This is a genomic window from Brevibacterium pigmentatum (assembly GCF_011617465.1).
GTDB classification, from domain to species: domain Bacteria; phylum Actinomycetota; class Actinomycetes; order Actinomycetales; family Brevibacteriaceae; genus Brevibacterium; species Brevibacterium pigmentatum.
The window spans coordinates 3,473,166-3,496,934 of record NZ_CP050153.1 but is presented as its reverse complement, the minus strand read 5'-3'; the positions used below and the strand labels follow the sequence as shown (position 1 = coordinate 3,496,934).

Here is a 23,769-nt window from a genome sequence, read left to right as displayed (position 1 = left end):
GGGTGACGACCCTACTGCCAGGCGCGCGTGAAATCCGCGAAGCAGTCGGTCAGCGCCGCCTGCAGAAGTGGACCGAAGGTCACGCGCCCGACCCCGAGCTCAGCGAGCTGGGCGAGGTCGAGTTCTTCGGGCACCGCGCCCTTGATCGGATGCGCGGTGACATTGAGCGGCAGAGTGATCTGCGCGAGGATCGACTTGAGTGTGCCCACATCGGGCAGACGGACGGGGTAGACGGAGTCCGCGCCGGCATCGGTGCACAGACGGAGACGTCGGACCACCTCGGCGGTGGGGTCTTCGAAGTCGCCGGGATATTTGAACACGTCGGTGCGGGCGTTGATGACGACGTGGACCCGTTGAGCCTCGGCCGCTTGGCGCAGGCTCCAGATGTATTCGGCGTGCTCCTCTGGGCTGCGCATACTGCCCCGACTGTGGACCGTGTCCTCGATATTCACACCGACCGCTCCGGCATCGAGGAGGCCGGCGATGAGTTCGGGAGCGGGGGTGTCGTATCCGGATTCGAGATCCGCGGTGACGGGAACATCCACCGCCGAGGTGATCCGTGAGATCCCCTCGAGCGCTTGCTCGAGCGTCATCTGCTCACCGTCGCCGTGGCCGAGCGAATCGGCGAGCGGGTGCGATCCGATGCTCAGAGCGTTGAAACCGACATCGACCATCGCACGAGCCGACCAGGCATCCCAGACGGTCGGCAGCACGAGAGGTTCGTCCTGGTGATGTCCCTGCAGAAGGGTGAAAGCGCGTTCGGCGAGAACCGTGTAATCGACCATGGTCAATACTTTTCCACTGTTGTGCCTCGACACGCCAGGGGTCGGACTGGTTCACCAGAAGGTTTCAGGCAGACGCAGTGATAGCGTGAACAACATCCGATGTCGCCGTACGGAGGAGCAGAGGTGGCCGGTTCGGGCACCATCCGCGTTTCGCCCAAACCCGAGCGGGTATGGGCACTCCTCGCCGTGCTTGCCGGCATTGCCACGATCCTCATCGAGATTCCCGCGGCGCTGATGTCCGAAGGCGGCTATTCGTTCACTCAGCAGCCCATCAGCCATCTGGGGATGACCGGATGCGGGGACTGGGGAGACGTCGGAACCCCGATCGAGGTCTGCTCACCGGCTCATCCCTTCGTCAACGGCGTCTCCATCATCGCCGGATCGATGCTCGCGATCATCGCCTTCATCTGGCACGACTGGATCGCCCCGAGTCGCTGGGGCAGGTGCGGGTCCTTCCTGCTCGCCGCCGGCGGAATGCTGTTGGCCGGAACCGGGATGGTCCCCGCCGATATCGATCCGACTCTGCATGCTGTCTTCGGTTTCGGCGGATCCGCAATCCAGAATCTCGGTCTGCTCGCGGCGGGCATCGCCTTGATCCGTTGGCCCGAGAAACGTTGGATCGGTCCCGTCGCATTCGGTGGACTCACGCTCGGACTGGGCGCTTTCGGTCTCGCCGGAGCACTGTTCCTGGCCGCTCCCGATATCTGGAACCTGCCGGTAGGCATCGTCGAGAGAGCCGCGTCCTACCCGTTCCTCATCTGGTTCATCCTCGCCGGATGGATGCAGCTGCGCGACGCCTCCAGGCGAAAACGCGAACTCGCCTCCGGGCGTTGAAGCTCTACAGCCTCGGAGTCCGCGCCGGCACCTGCCGGCGGGAACCGGTTGCTTCGAACGCCGCGGCGATCTCGATCAGCGCGGAATCGTCCCAGCCGCGTCCGGCGATCGTCAGGCCCACGGGAATCCCGGTGTCGGACATGGTGCCCATCGGCACCGTCACCGAGGGAATGCCCAGATGTCTGGGCACGAGGTTGCCGTTGGCCACCCATGTGCCGTTGCGCCAACCGAGATCGGCAGACGCTTCGTTGACGTCCATATCGGCCGGCCCCACATCGGCCATCGCCGGGAAGATCACCGCATCGAGGCCTTGCTCGTCCATCCACTCCTCGAGGTCGACTCGGCGGGTCTCCTCGAGCCCACGCACACCGGATTCGAGCTCCGGGATCTCCGTGACCGAGGCGTAGCGATTCGTGCGCACCTGCTCAGGATAGGTGGCGATGTCATCGTCGAACCCGACGTAGCGATCCGGCAGCGCACCGGGCGGGTGGGGGAAGATCAAGGCTCCGTCCACCTCGGCGAGGGTGTTGAGATTGGGGTCGCCGTTCGCGGCGAGGAAATCATCCCATCCCCACGACGAGAGGTCATTGATCTCCCGATCGAGGTAGGAGGCGGTGACGAACCCCCGCGTTGCGATCGTCGGCGCACCGGGACGGTCGCTCTCGTAGTTGCTCACCACCGGGAAGTCCGTCTCGATCACTTCGGCACCGGCCGCTTCGAGGTCGGCCCGGGCAGCTTCCCAGGCCTCCATCACCGAGGCGCGGGTAACGACCGGCTGCCCCGTGGGTCCGCCGATCCCGCCGTCGGGATTCGTGCCCGCCTCATCGTCGGCGTTGATGTACATCCTGGGCACACCGAGGCGCTTGCCGGCGAGCACGGACCGTGCGGCCTCATTCGATCCGGGCAGCAGCGCGGAATAGGAGTCCGGGCGCACGGCGCTGGCTTTCGGGACGTCCACCCACGGTTGGACGCGCCAGAAATCTCCCCGGGTCTGTCCGTCGTCGGCGACGATGACGTCGAGGACCTCGGCGAGGTCGGCCATCGTGCGCGTGTGGGGGACGACGACGTCCATGGTCGGCACGAGCGGCCAATTTCCGCGCACGCTGATGACCCCGCGCGAGGGTGTGTAGGCGATGAGCGCATTGTGCGAGGCCGGGGCGCGACCGGATGACCAGGTCTCCTCGCCGAGGCCGAAGGCTGCGAAGCTCGCCGTCGTGGCCGTGCCCGAACCGTTCGAGGAACCGGAGGCGAAGGCGCTGGTCAGCCAGTCGGCGTTGTAGGGGCTTTCGGCGCGACCGTAGAGTCCGCGCTGCATGCCGCCGTTGGCCATCGGCGGCATGTTCGTCAGCCCCAAGCAGATGGCGCCGCCGGCGCGCAGACGTTCGATCGTGAACGCATCCTTCTGTGCGATGAGGTCGGCGAAGGCCGGTGATCCGGAGGCCACGGTGAGGCCCGCGACCATATAACTGTCTTTCGCGGTGTACGGAATCCCGTCGAGGGGGCCGAGCGTCTTACCGGCTGCGCGCCGTTCGTCGGAGGCAGCCGCCTCGGCGAGGGCCTGCGGATTGGCCACGATCACCGAGTTGAGTTTCGTGTCGGTCTCGGGGCCGTCGTACGCGGCGATCCGATCCTGATAGGCCTCGACGAGCTCCACCGAGGTGGTGCGACCGTCGTCGAGTGCGGCTCGCAGATCGGCGATGGACGCTTCGACGACATCGAATTTCGACATGATCTTCCTCCGGGCACTCGACGGTGCGTGCGCGATGTGGGTGTGTTCCTGCCCAGAGTAGCGTCGATTCGCCGAGGATGGGCTACGGATTTCGTTGTCCGCGGGCTGCCGAATGAGGTGTTCGTGATGGGTACGATCGAGGCATGACGGTCAACGCGATCATTCTCACCGGCGGTCGTTCGCGGCGCTTCGGAGGCGAGCACAAACCCGGTGTCGAGGTCGACGGACGGCCGACGATCTCCCGGATTCTGGAGAGCATCCGTGGTGCGGCAGCCGACGCCGCAGTGTGGGTGGCCGGCCCCGCAGACGGACTCTCTTCCTCGGAGCAGGAAGGCGTCCGCGTCGTCCGGGAAGAGCCTGAGTTTGCGGGCCCGCTGGCCGGGATCGCGGCCGCAGCGGCGGCGTTCCCGGCGGAGTCGGCCGATGTCACTCTCGTCGTGGCTGGGGACATGCCGATGATCACGGCGAGCCACCTCGGTGATCTCATCTCCATCTGTCGGGCCACCGGACGTCCGGCCGCGGGCACCGACGATCGAGGGAAGACGCAGTTCCTCTGCGCGGCCTGGCCGACCCAGCTGCTCCGTGCCCGTCTGTCCGGCATCGGCGACCCGACGGACGGGGCGGTGAAGCTGCTCTTCGCCGGTCTCGACCCGGCCGTGGTCGCCGTCGGCCCGGACGTGGTGAGCGATTTCGACACCGCAGCCCAGCTCGAAGCGATTCGCGCCCGACTCAGCCCTGGCGGGCCTTGAATCGCGGATTCTTCTTGTTGATGACGTAGACGCGTCCGCGGCGGCGGACCACCTGCGAACCGGGCTGGGACTTCAGCGACCGGAGAGAACGACGAACTTTCATGAGCGTGACTCCTTAATGAGAATGAGTATCATTAGGGCCAATACTATGTTCTCGATCGAAGGGAAGCGAATGCGGGAATCAGCCGAGCGCGGCCGGAAGTCTGTCATCGACGAAATCGCAGCGATCGCCGTCGTCGGGCTCTGTGCGGTCGAGCGCAGACGCTACGCGATGAGCTTGGCCAAGGACCGTGGCTATGTCTTCGTGCCCGCCGAGCAGACCGAGCAGGGCATCGAGGCGATCGACCGCCTCGTCGATCTGGTCGGCATGACTTCCGGGATGCACGGGTTCGTCCTCGAATACGGGGACGGCGCAGACTGCGCCGAGATCATCGGAGCCCTGAGTGCTCCCGACACCAGAGCCGTGCTCACCGACCTCGTCTGCGTGGTTGACCTGGCATGCCTGCACAGCGATCTCGACTCGGAGGCACGCGCCGGAGCCCTCGTCGCGCAGATCGAATTCGCCTCGACCCTGGCTCTGCTGGCGCCGGGCACTGCCGACTCGAGTGGGATCGAGGGGGCCATCGGGCTGATCGCGCACCTGGCACCCGAGGCCAGGCGCTTTCTGTTGTGCGAAGGCGCGGTGCATGAGCCGGTGTGTTGGCAGTTTGGGCACCGACCACCAGCTGCGGGGTGGACGGCGATTCTCAACTCGGAATTTCGGCCCCCGGCCCGAACGGGAAGTGTCCGCGCCTGCCGCTTCGAACAGGCCCGCCCCTTTCATCCGCAGAGACTGCAGGCAGTGCTGGGTGCCGCGATCGGCGAGGGCTGCTGGGGACGCATTGTTCGTTCTGCGGGTTTTGCGAAGCTCGCTTCCCGACCGTATGTGACAGCGCACTGGGACCAGGCGGGCACTCTGCTCACGCTCTCGCCGCTATCCGCCGATCCACTACCTGGCGATCCGCTTCCCGGCGGGGGTGCGGAACTCCTGGCGCTCGGACAGGATCTCGCATTCATCGGCTTCGACCTCGACGACGCGGGGCTGTGCCAAGCGCTCGACCGGGCCGTCCTCACCGACGCCGAGCTGCTGGCAGGTCCGATGGCCTGGTTGGGGTATCCCGACGAGTTCCCCGCGTGGGACTCCGTGCACCGAGGGTGAGGTGAGCCGTCTCGATGGCGCAGCATCGGCTTGGTGAACCGGCAACAGCTCGGTTCCTGTGCCAGGCTGGTGCCGGTTGACCAGGCTGATAACCGAAACTGGCTCTCAGCCGGCCGCCCGGCATTCGGCGCACAAGCCGAAGATCTCGAAGACGTGATGCGTGATCTCGAAGCCGTTCGAGGCCGCGATCTGACGCATCCAGTCCTCACTCGGCGGGTCGATCTCGACAGCGGTTCCGCAACGCTCGCAGACCAGGTGATGATGGTGCTCGGTCTGCGAGCAGGCGCGGAAGAGCTGGGTTTCAGCGATCGTGATCGTATCGGCGTCGCCGCTGCGTGCGAGCGCATTGAGCTGTCGGTAGACGGTGGCCAGGCCGACGCTTGCGCCTTCGTCTTCGAGGCGGCGGTGGAGCTGCTTGGCAGAGACGAAGCGGGTCTCGGTTTCCAGGGCAGAGCGGATGAGGGCCTTCTGCGCGGTGCTGCGCGTCTTCTTCTGCGGAGCTGCCATGGGGAGTCCTCCCTTGTCGTCCCAGTTGAACTTCTCGTCCCGGTCGCAGGCGCATATGCATGAACGTGCATATGCGAGAGAAATAATGAAACACGTTACCATTAACGGGCGGTTCGTCCCACAGCTGCACTGGGCCCCGTGCTGATAGCAGGGTCCGCGCCGTCGAACCGCCTGGCACGAACACCGAGGAGGCACCATGAGCGGACCCAAACGCAGACCTGCGATCCCGGTCATCCTGCTCACCGGCTACCTCGGCGCCGGAAAAACGAGCCTCCTCAATCACCTCCTGCGCCACCCCGACGCCCGCATCGGGGTGATCGTCAACGACTTCGGCGACCTCAACATCGACGCCGGACTCGTCGTCGGCCAAGTCGACGAACCGCTGTCGATCTCGGGCGGATGCGTGTGCTGCCTGACCGATGACTCCGAACTCGAGGACGCCCTCGTGGCGATGACGAACCCTGGTCTGCGCCTCGATGCGATCATCGTCGAAGCCAGCGGATTCGCCGAGCCCCTGACCCTGGCGCGCATGATCACCCGCATGGGCCACCACCGGTTCCACCTCGGCGGGGTCATCGACGTCGTCGACGCAACCATGTACTTCGATACCGTCGACACCTCTTCTCTGCCGCCTCTGCGCTTCGCTGCGACGACGTTGGTGCTGGTCAACAAGCTCGATCAGGTGCCTGTCGCGGACCGTGACGCCACGGTCGACGCCGTCCGCGCCCGCGTTCATGAACGCAATCCACGCGTCCTCGTCATCGGCACCCACCACGCCCGCCTCGACCCCACCCTCATCTTCGACCCGGGCGAAGGAGAGCGAGACCCCCGCCGAGGCGGCTTCGACGTAGGCGAGGACCCCATCCAACCCGAACTGCCGATCCGAGAACTGCTGCGTCAGGCCTACGCCGAGGCCGCCGGAGAGCTCGGTGACGACGGGGTTGAGGATGGATCCGCACACCACCGCCACGCCCAGTCGGTGACCGTCACCGGTACAGGACTCGCTGATCCGGACGCGGTGATGGACTTCGTCGAGGATCTCCCGTCCGGGGTGTACCGGGTGAAGGGCACCGTGCGCGTGGCCGTGGGGTCCGGTCAGCGCGACTTCGTCGTGCAGGCGGTCGGCCCGAATGTCTACGTCGCCGAGGCGACCCGACCCGCACCGAAGGCTCCATCCTCGAACGTGGGAGACGGTGAGGGGCCGGATGCGGACAGCGTCCTCGTCGTCATCGGCGAGGACTTCGACACTGAGGCAGCCGAAGCCACGCTCACCGCCGCCCTCAACAGCGGTGCCACAGCCAATGCACAGGGGAGCAACCGCTCCGAACGCCTCCTCAACCACGTCCGCCTCCACGCGTAGTTACTACCTCACGGCGGCCCAGCAACCTCGCGCGAGGTTGCTGGGCCGCCGTGAGGTAGTACGGGGAGTGGTAATCCTCCGGTTTCCCTCCGTGTTTCCTAAGGGTGGTCTGGAGGTCAACACCCGCGCCGGGGACCTGTGACCGCTTCTAGGGTCGAAACGTGATCCGCCGAACGGGCATGATCGACCTGCCGGGAACAGCAGTGAGAATCATCCTTTTGGGGGACACCGTTGACTACTTTCGGGCGATCCGCTGAGGCGCTGCGCTTGGAAGACTGACTGGAGCGCCCTGCTCACGCCCCCGAGCCCGGAGGAACCCCGTGCACCTGATCACCCGGATGAGTCTGAAGAACCGCCTCATCGTCGGATTGCTCACCCTCGTGATCGCCGTCTTCGGCATTGTCGCGACCACCTCACTCAACCAGGAGACGATGCCCTCGGTCGACCTGCCCGGCACCTCGGTGCAGGCCACCGTCCCCGGAGCCTCCCCGGAGGTGATCGAGGAGACCGTCACCAAACCTCTCGAGACCGCGCTCGACGGTGTCGGCGAACTCGAATCGGTGACCACCTCCACCTCGTCGGGAATGATGACCGCCGAGGTCACCTGGCCCTTCGGCAAGGACTCCGAGAAGATGACCGACTCGATCCGCTCCGCCGTGGACGGGGCGAAGGCGAACCTGCCCCGATGACGCCGAGGTCGAGGTCCTGTCCTATCAGATGGATGACGTTCCGGTGTCGATGTTCGCCGTCTCCGGCGGGGATCCGACCACCCTCGGCGACCGCCTCGAGTCCGACCTCGTGCCCGAACTCCGCGCCCTCGACGGAGTCTCGAACGTCGAGGTCACCGGCCAGGACGAACAGCGGGTCACCATCACGTTCCGTCCCGAGGACGTCGCGGAGAAGAACGTCGTAGAATCCTCCGTCCCCGAAGAGCTCGAGGCCGCCGGTGCGGTCGTCCCGGCCGGCCGCAGCGCCCAGGGAGAGATCTCGATGGCCGTCGAGGTCGGCACCGAGGTCGACGCCGTCGACCAGATCGAGAAGACCCCTCTGCGCACCGCCGACGGCACGGTGCTGCTCGGTGACGTCGCCGACGTCGACCTCGACTCGATCGAGAAGACCTCCCTGTCCCGCGCCGACGGCAAGGACTCCGTGACCGTATCGGTGACCAAGGACCAGGACGCCAACGTCGTCGACGTCTCCCACAAAGTCGCAGACACCCTTGACCGGGTGGCCCCGAAACTCGGAGACGACACTGAATTCTCGACGATCTTCGACCAGGCCCCGGAGATCGAGAAGTCCATCCACGACCTCTCCGTCGAAGGCGGACTCGGCCTGATCTTCGCGATCTTCGTCATCCTCACCTTCCTCGGCTCCTTCCGCTCGACAATCGTCGCCGCGATCTCGATCCCGATGTCGCTGCTCATCGCGATGATCGGACTCCAGATCGGCGACTACACCCTCAACATCCTCACCTTGGGTGCCCTGACGATCGCCGTCGGCCGCGTCGTCGACGACTCCATCGTCGTCATCGAGAACATCAGGAGGCGCCAGGGCACGACCGACCTGAGCGTCGAGGACATCGTGGCAAGCGTCAAACAGGTTGCCGGTGCCATCACCGCCTCGACCCTGACCACTGTCGCCGTGTTCCTGCCCATCGCCTTCGTCGACGGCATCGCCGGGCAGCTCTTCCGCCCCTTCTCCGTCACCGTCTCGCTCGCACTGCTCGCCTCCCTCGTCGTCGCGCTGACGATCGTCCCGGTCTTCAGCTACTGGGTGCTGCGCCGCAGCCCCAAACCACTCTCACCCAAACGGCAGGCAGCAACCGACCGCAGCTTCGAACTCTGGGCCGCCAAACAGCACCGGCGGTCCGTGGCGCGCGCCGAACGCCGACAGAAGACGATCGAGAAGAAGAACGCCAAACGCGGCGCCAAGGGCAAGGACCTGCTGCCGGACGCGACCGTCGAACCCGTCGTCTCACCGGCACCGGGCGACGGAGAGGCCTCCGGGCGGGTCGACCGTCTCCAGCAGCGCAGCCTGCCCGCGATTCTCTCCGCCCTGCACCACCCCTGGCGGACCATCGCCTTCTCCGTCGTCATCTTCATCGTCACGATGATGGGCGCGACCTTCCTCAAGACCGACCTGCTCGGTTCCGCCGGAGCCAACTCGCTCTACATCACCCAGACCCTGCCGGCGGGCGCCTCTCTCGAAGCCGGTGACAAGGCCGCGAAGCGCGTGGAAGCCGTGCTCGGCGATGATCCGGACGTCGACACTTACTCGACGACGGTCAACGGACCGGAATCCGGAGCGGAGAACCAGTTCAACGTCACCCTGGCCGAAGATTCCGAGGCCGAGGTCGCGACGAACCGCATCCGCACCCAACTCGACGACCTCGGGAAGGGCGCGGGCGAGATCGACGTCCAGGACGCCGGCGGCTCCGTCAGCGAGGACGTCGAGGTCACCCTCTCGGGCACCGACCTCGGTGCGCTGCGAAAAGCTGCCGACGAGGTGACGAAGAAGATGGCGGACACCGACGGTGTCCAGTCCGCCCGCAACGACCTCGCCGCCGACCAGCCGGTCATCGAAGTCGATGTCGATCGGGAGAAAGCCGCCGACTTTGGATTCAGCCAGGCCGAGGTCGGGCAGGCCATCGCCGCCGCACTCCACGGCGTCGAGGCCGGCACCATCACCCTCAACGGCCAGGAGCGCGACATCACCCTCGCCCCGACTCATCCGGATGCGACCCCGGACGAGATCCGTGCTCTCGAACTGCCCGTCACCGAGGTGCAGACGCAGAACGCACAGGAGGATGCGACCGACCGGGTCGAGGAGAAGACCGACGCCCGCGCCGAGGAGGCCAAGCGCAAGGCCGCAGACGAATCGGCCGAGCAGCTCGAATCCGCTCGCGAGGCCCGTGACGATGCCGCCGACCAGCTCGAAGAGGCCCGCAAGGCCCTGCGCGATGCCGAGAATCCGCCGCCAGCACCGAGCCCCGGCGATATGGCGGCCGACCAAGTGGAGCAGGCTCGCGAAGGTGTCGAGCAAGCCGAGAAGGGACTGAAGGAAGCCAACGACGCCATCGACGACCTCATCGACGGTCAGCGTGAACAGGAGCAGACCCAGGAGGAGGAACAGGCTCTTGCCGATGAGCAGGCCGCCATTCCCGACATCAAGGGTGAGCCGATCACCGTCGACGAGATCGCGGAGGTGAAGAAGACCGAGACCCCGGCGACGATCGACCGCGCCGACGGGGAACGGAAGGTCACCGTGTTCGCGACCCCGTCCAGCGGCCAGCTCGAAACGGTCACCGCTGCGGCCACCGACCTGACCGAGACCATGGATCTGCCCGACGGAGTCAGCTTCGACGTCGGCGGCGCCAGCCAGGAGCAGGCGGAGTCATTCGGTCAGCTCGGAATGGCGATGGCAGTGGCGATCGTGCTCGTGTTCCTCGTCATGATCGCGACCTTCCGCAGCTTCGTCCAGCCGCTCATCCTGCTGGTGTCGATTCCGTTCGCCGCGACCGGAGCCGTGCTGCTCCTGCTGGCGACCGGCACACCATTGGGCATTCCCTCGCTCATCGGTCTGCTCATGCTCATCGGCATCGTCGTGACGAACGCGATCGTGCTCATCGACCTCATCAACAAGCTGCGTGAGGATGGACTCGAGCTCATGGACGCGATCGTCCACGGCACCCGACTGCGCCTGCGCCCGATCCTCATGACCGCGGCCGCGACGATCTTCGCCCTCGTGCCGATGTCGCTGGGGCTGACCGGTGGGGGAGTGTTCATCTCGCAGCCACTGGCGATCGTCGTCATCGGCGGGCTCACCTCGTCGACGGTGCTCACATTGATCCTCGTTCCCGCCCTCTACCTCCTCGTCGAACGACGCAAAGAGGTCCGAGCGGAGCACAAGGAAGAGAAGCGCGCCAAGAAGCGGGCGGAGAATCAAGCGCGGATCGAAGCGGAAACCGCCGAGGTGGCCCAACGTTCCGACGGCCACTGACCACCCCTTGCTACCTGACGGCGGCCCAGCAACCTCGCGCGAGGTTGCTGGGCCGCCGTCAGGTAGTAATTGGGGAGGGTCAGGTGTCTGAGAGGCCGGGTAGGCGTGAGGCGGCGAAGCGGATGTGCTCCTCGGTCAGGGCTGCGGCTTCCTCGGCGCGACCGGCGCTGATGGCGTCCATGATCCCGTGGTGTTGGGACTGCAGCTTCGCCATCAGCGCCTGCTGGTCGTCGACCCGGCTGAATGAGGAGAAGATCGATTTCCGCAGAGAGGTGCGGATGGCCCCGGTGAGGTCGGAGAACAGCTGATTGCCCGCCGCCTCAGCGATGGCGACGTGGAAGGCGGTGTCCGCGTCGTTGAAGGTCTCCAGGCTGATCCCGGGAGTGTCCATCATCGCCAGCTGCGCGTTGACCTCGGCCAGCGCATCCTTATCGGCACGAGTCGCCGCGAGCATCGCACTGGAGCGTTCGAGCTGGATGCGCGTCTCCGTCACGTCATCGATGCTGAAGTTCGTGAGCGCGACGTGAAGGCGGAGGAAACGTGTGAGCGCTGCCGAGGGCATTGCAGCGATGAACGTGCCGGCACCGCGGCCGGACCCGCCCGAAGACCGGACGACGCCGAGGCTGTCGAGCACGCGCAGCGCCTCGCGCACACTGGCGCGACTGACGCCGAGCTTCGTCGCCAGGTCGCGTTCGGCCGGGAGGGGATCTCCGACCCCCAGCGAACCGGCCATGATCTGCTCTTCGACGGCATCGATGACGAGCTCATAGGTGCTCGCACGGTTCACGGGTTTCCATTCGGGGCCAGCAGTCGCCTCGGCGCCGCCTGCCTGATCCGGGCGGACCTCGTTCGTATCATCATTCATGGTCGTCTCCACCGCGCCATCATGTCATGCCTCTCATTGCTCATCGTCCTGCCCGTGGGGATGTGACCGGAACCGCCGCCGGAAAACATTTGACGCAGATCACACCCTCGACCTATGCTCAGATTAATGGTCTGACCTCACAAAGGCCATACTGAACATTTTGATCATTCGAGTTCGGAGCGCGTTCACAGGGGAACGGACCCGATGTGGGCAGGCCCGGCCGATTTGGAGAAACCATGTACACACCTGAAATCGCACCGGTGGCCGACAGCCTGCTGTGGTCGTCCCTGCTGGCGATACTGCCGCTGCTGACGATCTTCGTTACCCTCGGCGCGCTCAAATGGAAGGCCCACTGGGCCGGACTGACCGCCGTCGGCGTCGCTCTCATCGTCGCGATCGCCGCCTACGGAATGCCGGTCGGACTCGCCGCGCTCTCAGCGACACAGGGGTTCGCCTTCGGACTGTTTCCGATCATGTGGATCGTCATCACCGCGATCTGGCTCTACGAACTCACCGTGCGCTCGGGACACTTCGAGGACCTGCGGTTGGTCATCAACGTCATCTCCGATGACCCCCGCATCCAGGCCATCATCGTCGCCTTCTGCTTCGGCGGCCTCCTCGAAGCGCTCGCCGGATTCGGCGCCCCGGTGGCGATCACCGGTGTCATGCTCGTCGCCGTCGGCTTCACCGCCATGCGTGCCGCCGTCGTCGTCCTCGTTGCCAACACCGCCCCCGTGGCCTTCGGCGCCATCGCCATCCCGATCATCACCGCCGGCACTCTGACGGGAATCGACTACCAGGACATCGGCGCCATGGTCGGTCACCAGACCCCGTTCCTCGCCGCGGTCGTGCCGCTCTTCCTCGTTCTGCTCGTCGACGGGCGACGCGGGCTGAAGCAGATCTGGCCGTTGGCCCTCGTCGTGGGCATCGCCTTCGGCCTCGCCCAGTGGGTCTCCGCCACGTTCCTCTCCGTCGAACTCACCGACATCATCGCCTCCCTCGTCGGCCTCGCCGCGGTTGTCATCATGCTGCGCTTCTGGAAGCCGAAGGGCGGCCAGGACGCACTCGACCGCATGGCCGATGAGCGCGAACATGAAGGTGCCGATGCTCCTGATGCCGGCGGTGCCTCCGCCGCCGTGGCCACCGATGTGAAGAAGGAGACCGCGCCGCTGACCGGGTCTCGAGTCTTCCTCGCGCTCTTCCCGTACCTGCTCGTGATCGTCATCTTCTCCGTGGCCAAACTCGTGCCGGCGCTGAACGACTGGCTGGCATCGACCGATGTGAAGATCCCGTGGCCCGGACTGCACGGGACCATCCTCAACGCCGCCGGCGAAGTCTCGACAAGCACGGTCTACAACTTCCAATGGCTGTCCTCACCGGGCACTCTGCTGCTCATCTCCGGCGTCATCGTGGCGATCGTGTACAAGATGTCGGCGAAGGACGCGGTCGATGTGTTCATCGTCAACGTCGTGAAGATGAAGTTCTCGATCCTCACCGTCGGCTCCGTTCTCGCGCTGGCCTATGTCATGAACCTCTCGGGCCAGACGATCACTATCGGCACCTGGATCGCCGGCACCGGAGCCTTCTTCGCCTTCCTCTCACCGATCCTCGGCTGGCTGGGCACTGCCGTGACCGGTTCGGACACCTCGGCGAACGCACTGTTCGCGACCCTGCAGCAGACCGCCGCACACGAGGCGGGGCTCAACCCGCTGCTGCTCGTCGGTGCCAATAGCTCCGGCGGCGTCCTCGGCAAGATGGTCAGCCCGCAGAACCTCACCATTGCGGCCACCGCCGTCGGCCTGCTCGGCAGGGAGGCCTCGATCCTCCGCCGCGTCATCGGCTGGTCCCTGGGCATGCTCGTCGTCATGTGTCTGCTCGTCGGACTCCAGTCGACGGTGCTGTCCTGGATGGTCCCCGGCTCCTGAGGCCGCGCCGCGCAGTCACACCACCCGCACCACCCGCACCAACCACCACCCACTGCTCATCAACCCCGCCTAACCAAAGGAGCGATTTACATGGTCAAGAGGCAGATTCCTCAGCCGGCCGAGATCTTCGAGCTGATGAAGTTCAAGAAGTTCGAACTCGACCCGAAGAAGCGCCGCTTGGAGAATGCGCTGACAATCGAGGACCTGCGCAAGATCGCGAAGCGCCGGACCCCGGCCGCGGCGTTCGACTACACGGATGGGGCCGCCGAGGGCGAGATCTCGATGGAGCGCTCGGTCCAGTCCTTCCGCGATATCGAGTTCCACCCCTCGATCCTCAAGGACGTCACGAACGTCGATACCTCGACCCAGATCATGGGCGGCAGCTCGGCCATGCCCTTCGGCATCGCGCCCACCGGCTTCACTCGGCTCATGCAGACCGAAGGCGAGACCGCTGGCGCCGGAGCCGCCGGTGCTGCAGGCATTCCGTTCACTCTCTCGACGCTGGGGACGACCTCGATCGAGGACGTGAAGAAGGTCAACCCGCATGGGCGCAACTGGTTCCAGCTCTACGTGATGAAGCAGCGCGACATCTCCTACGGTCTCGTCGAGCGGGCGAAGAACGCCGGATTCGACACCCTGTTCTTCACCGTCGACGCCCCCGTCGCCGGTGCCCGCCTGCGCGATACGCGCAACGGCTTCTCCATTCCACCGCAGCTGACCCCGCAGACGATCCTCAACGCGATCCCGCGTCCCTGGTGGTGGTGGGACTTCCTGACCACTCCGAAGCTCGAGTTCGCCTCCCTGTCCGAGACTGGCGGCACCGTCGGCGAGCTCCTCGACTCGGCAATGGATCCCTCCATCAACTTCGACGACCTCGCCGAAATCCGCGCAATGTGGCCCGGCAAGTTCTCCGTCAAGGGCGTGCAGACGCTCGAGGATGCGAAAAAGCTCGCCGACCTCGGTGTCGATTCGATCGTCCTGTCCAACCACGGCGGACGTCAGCTCGACCGTGCCCCCGTCCCCTTCGAACTCCTCCCCGAGGTGGCTCGTGAGATCGGCAAGGACGTGGAGATCATCATCGACACCGGAATCCGCAACGGCGCCGACATCGTCGCCTCGCTGGCACTCGGCGCGGACTTCACGCTCATCGGCCGTGCCTACCTCTTCGGTCTCATGGCCGGCGGTCGGGAAGGTGTGGATCGGACGATCGAGATCCTCGGCGAGCAGGTCGAGCGGACCATGCGCCTGCTCCAGGTCGCCGACGTCTCCGAGCTGAACCCGACGCATGTGACCCAGCTGCGTCAGTTCAACCGTGACGATCGCGCGGAGATCATCGGCTCCCGCCCGGCCAGGGGCTGATTCGCCGAGGCGGCCCTGCGGAGGTCGATCCGATCACCGAGGCGGCCCCGCCGGGGTCGCCCAGATGGCTCCATAGGCAGAGAACGGACGGCCGGCAGCGAGAGGTATCGTCGTTGCCGGCCGTCCGTTTCGGGTTCAGGTGATCACTTGCCGAATTCGTCCTCGATGCGGTCGAGGACATTCGTGGCGGAGTAGTAATCGAGGCGGAAGGAGTCGAGGCCCATCGCGAAGACTGCATCGTTCTTCACCGCAGGAGTGCTCTCAACCAAGGAATTCTTCTTATACGACTCGGCGGTCTTCTCATTTGCGTTGAACAGGAACACCGATTCGCCCGTGACGGCCTTCGACAGGTTCTCACCGGTGACTTCGACGATGTCGGCGCGCTTGCCCGTCTCGACCTGACCTGCCGTGCCTTCGGGCACCTCGGCGAGGTCGAAGCCGACCTCTTCGAGCAGCTTGGCCTGCGCGGATTCCGGCGGCCAGATATTCGCGCTGGCGCCTGATCCTCCGCCCTTGGCCTTCTCATTGAAGACCATCCCGGTGACCGGCTGTGCGGGAGCATCGATCGAATCCCTGACTTCCTGAGCCCGTGTATCGAACTCGTCGTTGACCTTCTTCGCCTCATCCTCGTGGCCGATGTTATCACCGAGCTTGGTGGTGACCTTCTGCCAGTCCTTGTCGCCGTAGTCGATGACCACGGTCGGAGCGATATCGCTGAGCTCATCGTAGATGGCGTTCGCTGAGTCCTGGCCGGTCTTCGAGACCACGATGAGGTCAGGTTCCTCGGCGAGTACGGCCTCGACATCGAGGTCGCCCTGGTAGAGGGCCTTGACGTCCTTCTCCTTCGCGACGTCGCTCCACTGCGTGAAGAAGCCTTGATCGTCGGGACATAGGGGACCTTTCGAGAATGTTCGCTTGCGAAGATGAGCCTAACCTAAGTAGGCCCGGGAAACTGCATTCGTGGTGCGATTCAGCGGAGCGCTGTGCCGGCGAAGTGTGCACTTAGGGTAGGCTCATCTTCGTGAAATCGACGCTGAAGAATCGGGCGGTCGCCGTGGCGGCCTCCGCAATGACCATCGCCCTACTCGCTGCCGGCTGTGCCGCCGAGGACGATAAGGGTGCCGACGGGAATGCCGGCAATAAAGATGTTGCGACTGGAGGCGAGGCCTTCGGCACTGCTGATGAGGAGACTGCGAAACTCGGCAGCGATGACGAGGCAGGGGTCTTCCCGCGAACGGTCAAGCATGCCAATGGCACCACGGAGATCGAGAGGAAGCCCGAACGCGTCGTCGTCCTCGATACCGGTGAGCTCGATGACGTCCTGTCGCTGGGCATCAAGCCTGTTGGCATGGTGACGACCGAGGGTGCCAGTGCGGTCCCGAGCTATCTCGAGGACCAGGTCGAGGGAGTCGAGACGGTCGGCACCATTCAGGAGCTCGATCTCGAGAAGATCGCCTCGCTCGAGCCTGACCTCATTCTCGGCAGCCAGCTGCGCGCCGACAAGCTCTATGACGAACTCGACTCGATTGCCCCGACGGTGTTCTCCATCCGTCCCGGTTTCCCGTGGAAGGAGAACTTCCGCCTCGTCGGTGAGGCGATGGGAATGGAAGACGAGGCGACGAAGGAACTTGAGGAGTACGCTCGCGAAGCTGGTGAGCTCAAGGACTCCGTCGACGGCGATCCGACGATCTCGCTCGTGCGTTTCATGCCCGAGCGCCTGCGCCTGTATGCGAACCAGTCGCTCATCGGCGTCATCCTCCACGATGCCGGGTTCAAGCGCCCGAAGAATCAGGACGTCGACGAACTCGCCGTCGAGATCTCCCCGGAGAACCTCGACCAGGCCGCCGGCGACTACGTCTTCTACACCAGCTATGGCGATCCGGAGGCGACTGTGGAGAAGAAGGCACTCGAATCGAGCCAATGGAAGGGCCTCGACGCGGTCAAGGACGGCAAAGCCGTCCGCGTCAATGACGATGTCTGGTTCCTCGGACTCGGTCCGACCGGGGCCGGTCAGATCCTCGACGATCTGGAGGACCACCTCGGCGAGTGATTCTCCGAGGGACTTCGCAGTGACGGCGAAGAATTCGCCTCTATGCTGACTCTCATCATCCCGTTTCCGAAGCGGAAACTATCGTTTCCTGAATGTTCGTGCTTGTGTAGTCGTGTCATTTGACACCACCTCGTACATGCCTCCTGTCGGCTGCGCCCTGGTCAGCAGCCGTGAGAGTTCGCTGATGACAAGGGCGTCGCTGGCTCTCCTTGTTCAGCCTCGCTATCGCGGTGTCGAGGAAAAGAGGTTGAGACCAAGCTTTCGGGAGAGATGGGCAGTCGCGTGTATTCCGCGCACACTGTTCCCGGCCGCGTCGAGGGGCGGAGAGAATATGGCAAGGCTTCCTTTGCCCGGTGCGACTGTGACGATGCCGCCGGCGACCCCGCTCTTTCCTGGCATGCCGATTTCGTAGAGCCAGTCCCCACTCGCTTCGTACATTCCGGTGGTTGCCATCACCGAGAGGACGTCTTGGCTGACAGCGGGACTGACTACTGATGCTCCGGTCACCGGATGGGCGCCACCGTTCGCCAGCGTAGCTCCCATGATCGCAAGATCTTCGGTCGTTACGCGAAGTGAGCACTGACGCGTGTACAGCTCAGTGACACAGGCTGGGTCCACGGCGATGTGGCCGTAGCTCTGCAACAGTCGAGCGATGCTCAGGTTGCGCAGATTCGTCTCCATTTCCGACTGATACACATCGTCATCAAGTACCAGGTCACGCCCAGCGAAGGCGGACAGTCCCGCATGGATGAATTCCCACTTCTGGTCCCATGATTCCCCCGGCACGAGCGACGTTGTCGCCAAAGCCCCGGCATTGACCATAGGGTTCATGGTATGGCCCGCATTCAGCTCGATCGCCATGACGGAGTTGAATGGCAGACCCGTGTTATTTACACCGATCCGCTCACGGGCCTCATCGTGGCCGACTGAGTCGCACACGAGCGCATAGACGAACGCCTTTGCGATCGACTGGATGGAGAACTCTTGTCTCGAATCACCGGCGCTGAAGGTGCTGCCATTTGTTGACGCCAAAGTGAGGCCGAACCATCGAGGGTCTGCCTCTGCGAGCTTCGGAATGTAACTTGCAACGTTTCCCTCCTCGAGGCCTGCGTACATCGAGTGGGTCTTCTCCATCATCTTCTCGACGATGGCCGGCGCAGGGAGGTCTCCAGTTGAAACGAGGCTCGGCTCCACCGCGACGCGATCGCGTTCGTACGGGAACGGTACTGGATTCCTAGGATGATTCGACATAATGCAAGGTTAGCGGTGGGTGCCTGCGTGCGGAATCTCAGCAATGTTACAACCGAACTGAACGTGAGCGTCGCCGCAGGCTCGAAAGCCTCGGGAGACGGTGATCGCGCCAATCATACGTAGATGTATTGCCTGTAGGGTTTGATCAACTCGGAGCGGCTTTCATCCATTCTGCTTTCGTCGCCGGTGTCCGCGGCGGCTAGCGCCGGAGCACGGGCCCTTTTGGACTGATCCGCAGAACGCAGTATCACCGCAAAACCATTAAGCTCAACGACTGTCCATGCTGTTCCTTGGTACCAGAGTCGGGATCCGACAGAGACATCTAGAACTGTCGTGCTCATACCTGTTCCTGTTCCGAAGGTTGAAGAACCGACTCTGTGCTCAATCGTCGATCCATATCGATTCCGGCAGCGCCAGACCAGATGAGGGAACTCCGGCAGCGCCAGACTAGGCAAAGGACAGCGACATACCAGTCGTCCTTGTTGAGGTTTCGTGGCCGGCTGTTCAAGATGTCGCTCAGGGAAAGTGGATGGTCACGCAGCTTCTCGCGGGCTTTCGATACGACACCAGGCAGCAATCGTTCTAGTCGCCGACCGAGGGACGTCATCTTGATGTTTCTCAGTACTGTGGAATCTCCGCCCGAGAAGATCTCGTAATGCTAACCCTTCTCTTCACAGAGGACTCTGGTCCATTCAACCTGCTTTCGCACCGACGGTTCGTCAAGTAGATGCTTTGGCTTGACGTCGACGAGAGTGACGCGTTGATCGGCGTGAGTCAGCAAGATATCGGAGCCGTGGGTTCGCTGCGCATTGTCTGATTGTTCAGCGAGTTGGAACGGTTGTGTGCAGATTACATTCACTGATGTGTCGAAGTCGGCTAACCAGAGTCGATCCAGCTCGAGAATACTTTCGTCAATCAGTTGTCGGCGGTTCGTCGAGAACCAGAATAGTCCCGGGTAGTTCTTCTGTTCGCGATAAGTCGGTGGAATTCGTGCGGGGTGGCCCTGGACGACGAGATCTGCGCGAGCACGTGCTCACGTCGTGGCGACTTCTTCAAGGTGCAGTATCGGAACGCTGCGTTGCGAACGGCCATATCCTTATGGTCCTCGGTTGACGGGTGCGTAAGGAATTTGACACGCCATGGCCAAGAAAGTGAGAAAGTGGCAACTCAAGCGAGAACCTACAGCAGCCGTCTGAAAAGAATTTCTCTCCCGCCGGAATAAAGTCGGCCTCACCAAAGTTGAGCCTAGTGTACGCAACTTTGATGAGGTCGACTTGACGGTCGGAACCTCGAAGAGAATACTTGAGTCCGGTTGGCTCAATGTGTGCGGTCGAGTGGTTCTGACTCAAGAACCGGAGCCGCCCGATCGCACACATTCGAGTCGCAGGAACTCACGATCTGTAAGGAGAGAAAACTATGGCACGTGCAGTTGGAATCGACCTCGGAACCACGAACTCCGTCGTTGCAGTCCTCGAAGGCGGCGAGCCGAAGGTCATCGCGAACGCCGAAGGCGGTCGCACGACCCCGTCCGTCGTCGCAGTCAACAAGAACGGCGACTCACTCGTCGGCGAGATCGCCAAGCGCCAGGCCGTCACGAACATCAAGAACACCGTCGCATCGGTCAAGCGCCACATGGGCACCGACTGGTCCACCGAACTCGGCGGCAAGAAGATGACGGCTCCCGAGGTTTCGGCCCGCATCCTCCAGAAGCTCAAGCACGACGCCGAAGAGTACCTGCAGGAGAAGGTCACCGACGCGGTGATCACCGTTCCCGCATACTTCAACGATGCTGAGCGCCAGGCAACCAAGGACGCCGGTGAGATCGCCGGCCTCAACGTCTCGCGCATCATCAACGAACCTACTGCTGCCGCTCTTGCCTACGGCCTCGAGCGCGGCAAAGAAGACGAGCTCATCCTCGTCTTCGACCTCGGTGGCGGTACCTTCGACGTCTCCCTGCTGGAAGTCGGCAAGGACGAAGACGACTTCTCCACCATTCAGGTCCGTGCGACCTCCGGTGACAACCGCCTCGGCGGTGACGACTGGGATCAGCGCATCGTCGACTGGCTGGTCGAGCAGGTCAAGAACAACTACGGCGTGGACCTGACCAAGGATGCCACCGCTCTGCAGCGCCTCAAGGAAGCCGCAGAGCAGGCCAAGAAGGAACTGTCCTCGGCTACCAGCACGAACATCTCGCTGCAGTACCTGTCGATGAGTGAGAACGGACCCATCCACCTGGATGAGACCCTCACCCGGGCGAAGTTCGAGGACCTGACCAAGGATCTCCTCGAGCGCACCAAGGCTCCGTTCCACGCTGTGATGAAGGATGCTGGCGTATCCGTTAAGGACATCGACCACGTCGTCCTCGTCGGCGGATCGACCCGCATGCCCAGCGTGACCCAGGTCGTCACCGAACTCACCGGAGGCAAGGAGCCCAACAAGGGTGTCAACCCCGATGAGGTCGTCGCGATCGGCGCCGCCGTGCAGGCCGGTGTCCTCGTGGGTGAGCGCAAGGACGTTCTGCTCATCGACGTCACCCCGCTCTCGCTCGGACTCGAGACCAAGGGCGGCGTGATGACGAAGCTCATCGAGCGCAACACCCCGATCCCGACCAAGCGTTCGGAGACCTTCACCACCGCAGAGGACAACCAGCCCTCCGTGTCGATCCAGGTCTTCCAGGGTGAGCGGGAGTTCACTCGCGACAACAAGAACCTCGGCACCTTCGAGCTGACCGGTATCGCTCCGGCTCCGCGCGGTGTGCCGCAGATCGAGGTCGCCTTCGACATCGACGCCAACGGCATCGTCCATGTGTCTGCCACCGACAAGGGCACCGGCACCGAGCAGTCGATGACGATCACCGGCGGTTCCGCGCTGCCGAAGGAAGACATCGACCGCATGGTCCGCGAGGCCGAGGAGCACGCAGAAGAGGACAAGAAGCGCCGTGAGGCTGCTGACGTCCGCAACAATGCGGAGAACCTCGCCTACCAGACCGAGAAGCTGCTGACCGACAATGCCGACAAGCTGCCTGAAGAGCTCAAGACCGAGATGCAGGGCGATGTCGACGCCGTCAAGGAAGCCCTCAAGGGTGAAGACGACGACGCCGTGAAGAGCGCCTACGACAAACTCGTGGAGAACCAGCAGAAGATCGGCGAAGCCATCTACAGCCAGCAGGGCGGTGCCGAAGGCGCCGAAGCTGCCGGTGAAGGTGCCGCCGATGCAGGCGCAGACGACGATGTCGTCGACGCCGAAGTTGTCGACGATGAGGATGAGGAGAAGAAGTAATGACTGCCGAGGGCAACGACAAGTCGTCCGAGGAGCCAGGCTTCACCTTCAGCGACAAGCGCCGGGTCGATCCGAACAGCGGTGAGGTCCGTCCCGAGGCCGACGCCCAGTCGGCCTCGGCCGGGGCCGGCGAGGAGCCGAGCGCGGACGCGAATGCCGAACAGGCTGCCGCGGCCGATGCCAGCGACCTCGGGGTGGACATCCCGTCCGATGCCTCGGGTCTCGAGGACATCGAGCCGGAAGCCGAGCCCGAACCGGGCTCGGAGGCAGCGGGGTACCTGGCCGACCTCAAGCGCATCAACGCCGAATATGCGGCGTATCGGATGCGCGCCGACCGCGAACGTGAGCGTGCGGCGCTCGGCGGCACGATCAAGGTCGTCGAGGCCCTGATCCCCGTGCTCGACGAGGTCAAGCTCGCTCGCGACAACGGCGATGTCAGCGGGCCCTTCGAGACCCACGTGAACAAGCTCGTCGAATCGCTGAACAAGATCGGCGTCGAACAGTACGGAGAGGTCGGCGACGAGTTCGACCCGAACATCCACGAGGCGCTCATGCAGCAGCCTTCGGATGAGGTCGAGAATCCGACGCTCTTCCTGGTCATGCAGCCGGGCTACCGGATCGGGGAGCGCATCATCCGCGCCGCCCGTGTCGGTGTCCAGCAGCCGGAGGACTGAGCGACGACCATGATCGCCGAGGCGGCCGCCCGCCCCTTACGCCGGTTCACCGACGTACGGGGCCGGGGAACCGCCTCGGCGGCGGTCCGGATCTTCGGGGCAGTGCCCCGGGGCTGCGGATTGTGAGAGGAAAAGTGAATACCGTGATGACAGGATTGATTGGAAGGAAAGGAGGTGCCAGGTGAATACCGGACCTCAGAATGATTGGTTCGATAAGGACTTCTACAAAACCCTCGGCGTCTCCAAGGATGCTTCCGACACCGAGATCAAGAAGGCTTATCGCAAGCTCGCGCGCAAGTATCACCCGGACGCCAACCCCGGTGATGAGAAGGCCGAAGAGAAGTTCAAGGAGATCGGCCAGGCCCACCAGGTGCTCTCCGACAAGGAATCCCGGGCCCAGTACGATCAGGTCCGCGCCATGGGCGGCGGTGCCAGGTTCAGCGCCGGTTCCGGTGGACCCGGCGGGGCTGCCGGCGGCGGATTCGACGATGTGTTCTCCGACCTCTTCGGAGGCGGCGGACGCACCAGGACCCGCACGACCTACGGCGGTGGGGGAGACGTTCCCCCGGACCTGGCGGATCTGCTCGGCGGATTCGGCGGAGGGTTCGGCGGTGGCGGTTACGGCGGCTACCAGCCTCCGGTCAAGGGCGGCGACATCAAGTCGAGTACGACGCTGTCGTTCACCGAAGCGATCAACGGTGCCTCGGTGAAACTGAACATGCCGGGTGGGAAGCCGCTGACCGTGCGGACGCCGATCGGGGTCAAGGACGGGCAGAAGATCCGCCTGGCCGGCAAGGGCAAGGCCAGCCCCAACGGCGGCGAGCCCGGTGACGTCATCCTCACCGTGCACGTGAGCCCGCACCCGGTCTTCACCCGCGATGGTGACAACCTGCGGATGGATCTGCCGATCAGTTTCGACGAGGCGGCCCTCGGCGCCGAGGTCAAGGTGCCGACTCTGGGTGGAATGCCCGTCAAGGTCAAGGTCGCACCGGGTACACCGTCGGGACGGACCCTGCGCGTGCGGGGCAAAGGTGTGAAGACGAAGAAGGGCACCGGCGATCTGCTGGCGACAGTCGAGATCGTGGTGCCGAAGAACCTGTCCAAGGAAGCCAAGCAAGCGGTCGAGTCGTTCAAGGCCGCCACTGAAGGTGAGGATCCACGCGCCGGCTTGGTGGACAAAGCCAAGGCCAGTTGAGGTGGTGAAT

18 protein-coding genes and 1 pseudogene are annotated in these 23,769 nt (G+C 64.2%); 12 read left to right on the top strand and 7 right to left on the bottom strand.

Annotation, left to right across the window (positions count from 1 at the left end; all coding sequences use genetic code 11):
* Positions 1-11: 11 nt before the first annotated feature.
* Entirely contained in the window at positions 12-785 is a 774-nt protein-coding gene (locus GUY30_RS15925; RefSeq protein ID WP_167199698.1) for an isocitrate lyase/PEP mutase family protein, read from the bottom strand.
* A gap of 99 nt (positions 786-884) precedes the next feature.
* On the opposite strand from GUY30_RS15925, the gene GUY30_RS15920 reads away from it, so the two are divergent.
* Positions 885-1,619, top strand: a complete 735-nt coding sequence (locus GUY30_RS15920) for a DUF998 domain-containing protein (RefSeq protein WP_167199695.1) — start codon at positions 885-887, stop codon at positions 1,617-1,619.
* A 4-nt stretch (positions 1,620-1,623) separates the two neighbouring features.
* On the opposite strand, the gene GUY30_RS15915 is transcribed toward GUY30_RS15920, so the two are convergent.
* Entirely contained in the window at positions 1,624-3,348 is a 1,725-nt protein-coding gene (locus GUY30_RS15915) for an amidase (RefSeq protein ID WP_167199693.1), read from the bottom strand.
* A 143-nt stretch (positions 3,349-3,491) separates the two neighbouring features.
* Here GUY30_RS15915 and mobA point away from each other — a divergent pair, with 143 nt between their 5' ends.
* The gene (mobA, locus tag GUY30_RS15910; protein ID WP_167199690.1) at positions 3,492-4,097 is read left to right on the top strand and encodes a molybdenum cofactor guanylyltransferase; all 606 of its coding nucleotides are present in this window, start codon (positions 3,492-3,494) and stop codon (positions 4,095-4,097) included.
* On the opposite strand, the gene ykgO is transcribed toward mobA, so the two are convergent.
* Positions 4,078-4,200: a type B 50S ribosomal protein L36 gene (gene ykgO, locus GUY30_RS15905; RefSeq protein WP_039212194.1), complete on the bottom strand. Its 123-nt coding sequence runs from the start codon at positions 4,198-4,200 to the stop codon at positions 4,078-4,080. The genes mobA and ykgO overlap by 20 nt on opposite strands.
* Positions 4,201-4,269: 69 nt before the next feature.
* Between ykgO and GUY30_RS15900 the strand changes: the two genes are divergently transcribed.
* The gene (locus GUY30_RS15900; RefSeq protein WP_167199687.1) at positions 4,270-5,295 is read left to right on the top strand and encodes a GTP-binding protein; all 1,026 of its coding nucleotides are present in this window, start codon (positions 4,270-4,272) and stop codon (positions 5,293-5,295) included.
* A 105-nt stretch (positions 5,296-5,400) separates the two neighbouring features.
* Here the strand turns inward: GUY30_RS15900 and GUY30_RS15895 are convergent, their stop codons facing one another.
* Positions 5,401-5,802, bottom strand: a complete 402-nt coding sequence (locus GUY30_RS15895; RefSeq protein ID WP_167199684.1) for a Fur family transcriptional regulator — start codon at positions 5,800-5,802, stop codon at positions 5,401-5,403.
* A gap of 196 nt (positions 5,803-5,998) precedes the next feature.
* Between GUY30_RS15895 and GUY30_RS15890 the strand changes: the two genes are divergently transcribed.
* The 3 genes from GUY30_RS15890 (at position 5,999) to GUY30_RS15885 (ending at position 11,161) form a co-directional block, all read left to right on the top strand.
* Positions 5,999-7,162 (top strand): CobW family GTP-binding protein, encoded by a 1,164-nt coding sequence (locus GUY30_RS15890; RefSeq protein WP_167199681.1) that lies wholly within the window; start codon positions 5,999-6,001, stop codon positions 7,160-7,162.
* A gap of 320 nt (positions 7,163-7,482) precedes the next feature.
* Positions 7,483-7,851, top strand: coding sequence for an efflux RND transporter permease subunit (locus GUY30_RS18070; protein ID WP_266096032.1), 369 nt, complete (start codon positions 7,483-7,485; stop codon positions 7,849-7,851).
* Between the two features lie 28 nt (positions 7,852-7,879).
* Positions 7,880-11,161, top strand: coding sequence for an efflux RND transporter permease subunit (locus GUY30_RS15885; protein WP_266096031.1), 3,282 nt, complete (start codon positions 7,880-7,882; stop codon positions 11,159-11,161).
* 79 nt (positions 11,162-11,240) lie between these two features.
* Here GUY30_RS15885 and GUY30_RS15880 read toward each other — a convergent pair whose 3' ends face one another.
* Positions 11,241-12,026 (bottom strand): FadR/GntR family transcriptional regulator, encoded by a 786-nt coding sequence (locus GUY30_RS15880; RefSeq protein WP_167199678.1) that lies wholly within the window; start codon positions 12,024-12,026, stop codon positions 11,241-11,243.
* Positions 12,027-12,262: 236 nt separating this feature from the next.
* Between GUY30_RS15880 and GUY30_RS15875 the strand changes: the two genes are divergently transcribed.
* The gene (locus GUY30_RS15875) at positions 12,263-13,951 is read left to right on the top strand and encodes an L-lactate permease (RefSeq protein WP_167199675.1); all 1,689 of its coding nucleotides are present in this window, start codon (positions 12,263-12,265) and stop codon (positions 13,949-13,951) included.
* 90 nt (positions 13,952-14,041) lie between these two features.
* Positions 14,042-15,310 carry an alpha-hydroxy acid oxidase gene (locus tag GUY30_RS15870; RefSeq protein WP_167199672.1) on the top strand — a complete coding sequence of 423 codons (1,269 nt, stop codon included), beginning with the start codon at positions 14,042-14,044 and terminating at the stop codon, positions 15,308-15,310.
* 143 nt (positions 15,311-15,453) lie between these two features.
* Here the strand turns inward: GUY30_RS15870 and fepB are convergent.
* Positions 15,454-16,185: pseudogene (gene fepB / locus GUY30_RS15865) on the bottom strand (Fe2+-enterobactin ABC transporter substrate-binding protein); the annotation flags it as partial.
* Positions 16,186-16,331: 146 nt separating this feature from the next.
* Here fepB and GUY30_RS15860 point away from each other — a divergent pair.
* Positions 16,332-17,360 carry an ABC transporter substrate-binding protein gene (locus tag GUY30_RS15860; RefSeq protein ID WP_456061981.1) on the top strand — a complete coding sequence of 343 codons (1,029 nt, stop codon included), beginning with the start codon at positions 16,332-16,334 and terminating at the stop codon, positions 17,358-17,360.
* Positions 17,361-17,582: 222 nt separating this feature from the next.
* Here the strand turns inward: GUY30_RS15860 and glsA are convergent, their stop codons facing one another.
* On the bottom strand, positions 17,583-18,611 hold the full coding sequence (glsA, locus tag GUY30_RS15855; RefSeq protein WP_167199669.1) for a glutaminase A: 1,029 nt from the start codon (positions 18,609-18,611) through the stop codon (positions 17,583-17,585).
* A gap of 1,416 nt (positions 18,612-20,027) precedes the next feature.
* On the opposite strand from glsA, the gene dnaK reads away from it, so the two are divergent.
* The 3 genes from dnaK (at position 20,028) to GUY30_RS15840 (ending at position 23,759) form a co-directional block, all read left to right on the top strand.
* A complete protein-coding gene (gene dnaK / locus GUY30_RS15850; RefSeq protein WP_167199666.1) occupies positions 20,028-21,890 on the top strand; it encodes a molecular chaperone DnaK in 1,863 nt (620 codons plus the stop codon).
* On the top strand, positions 21,890-22,564 hold the full coding sequence (locus tag GUY30_RS15845) for a nucleotide exchange factor GrpE (protein WP_167199663.1): 675 nt from the start codon (positions 21,890-21,892) through the stop codon (positions 22,562-22,564). The genes dnaK and GUY30_RS15845 overlap by 1 nt, the downstream gene beginning before the upstream one ends.
* 181 nt (positions 22,565-22,745) lie before the next feature.
* Complete coding sequence (locus GUY30_RS15840) at positions 22,746-23,759, top strand: DnaJ C-terminal domain-containing protein (RefSeq protein WP_167199660.1); 1,014 nt, start codon at positions 22,746-22,748, stop codon at positions 23,757-23,759.
* Positions 23,760-23,769 lie beyond the last annotated feature (10 nt).

Coding starts and splice junctions, on each gene's coding strand:
- GUY30_RS15925 (WP_167199698.1), bottom strand. CDS start 785: ATGGTCGATTACACGGTTCTCGCCGAACGCGCTTTCACCCTTCTGCAG.
- GUY30_RS15920 (WP_167199695.1), top strand. CDS start 885: ATGTCGCCGTACGGAGGAGCAGAGGTGGCCGGTTCGGGCACCATCCGC.
- GUY30_RS15915 (WP_167199693.1), bottom strand. CDS start 3,348: ATGTCGAAATTCGATGTCGTCGAAGCGTCCATCGCCGATCTGCGAGCC.
- mobA (WP_167199690.1), top strand. CDS start 3,492: ATGACGGTCAACGCGATCATTCTCACCGGCGGTCGTTCGCGGCGCTTC.
- ykgO (WP_039212194.1), bottom strand. CDS start 4,200: ATGAAAGTTCGTCGTTCTCTCCGGTCGCTGAAGTCCCAGCCCGGTTCG.
- GUY30_RS15900 (WP_167199687.1), top strand. CDS start 4,270: ATGCGGGAATCAGCCGAGCGCGGCCGGAAGTCTGTCATCGACGAAATC.
- GUY30_RS15895 (WP_167199684.1), bottom strand. CDS start 5,802: ATGGCAGCTCCGCAGAAGAAGACGCGCAGCACCGCGCAGAAGGCCCTC.
- GUY30_RS15890 (WP_167199681.1), top strand. CDS start 5,999: ATGAGCGGACCCAAACGCAGACCTGCGATCCCGGTCATCCTGCTCACC.
- GUY30_RS15885 (WP_266096031.1), top strand. CDS start 7,880: ATGGATGACGTTCCGGTGTCGATGTTCGCCGTCTCCGGCGGGGATCCG.
- GUY30_RS15880 (WP_167199678.1), bottom strand. CDS start 12,026: ATGAATGATGATACGAACGAGGTCCGCCCGGATCAGGCAGGCGGCGCC.
- GUY30_RS15875 (WP_167199675.1), top strand. CDS start 12,263: ATGTACACACCTGAAATCGCACCGGTGGCCGACAGCCTGCTGTGGTCG.
- GUY30_RS15870 (WP_167199672.1), top strand. CDS start 14,042: ATGGTCAAGAGGCAGATTCCTCAGCCGGCCGAGATCTTCGAGCTGATG.
- glsA (WP_167199669.1), bottom strand. CDS start 18,611: ATGTCGAATCATCCTAGGAATCCAGTACCGTTCCCGTACGAACGCGAT.
- dnaK (WP_167199666.1), top strand. CDS start 20,028: ATGGCACGTGCAGTTGGAATCGACCTCGGAACCACGAACTCCGTCGTT.
- GUY30_RS15845 (WP_167199663.1), top strand. CDS start 21,890: ATGACTGCCGAGGGCAACGACAAGTCGTCCGAGGAGCCAGGCTTCACC.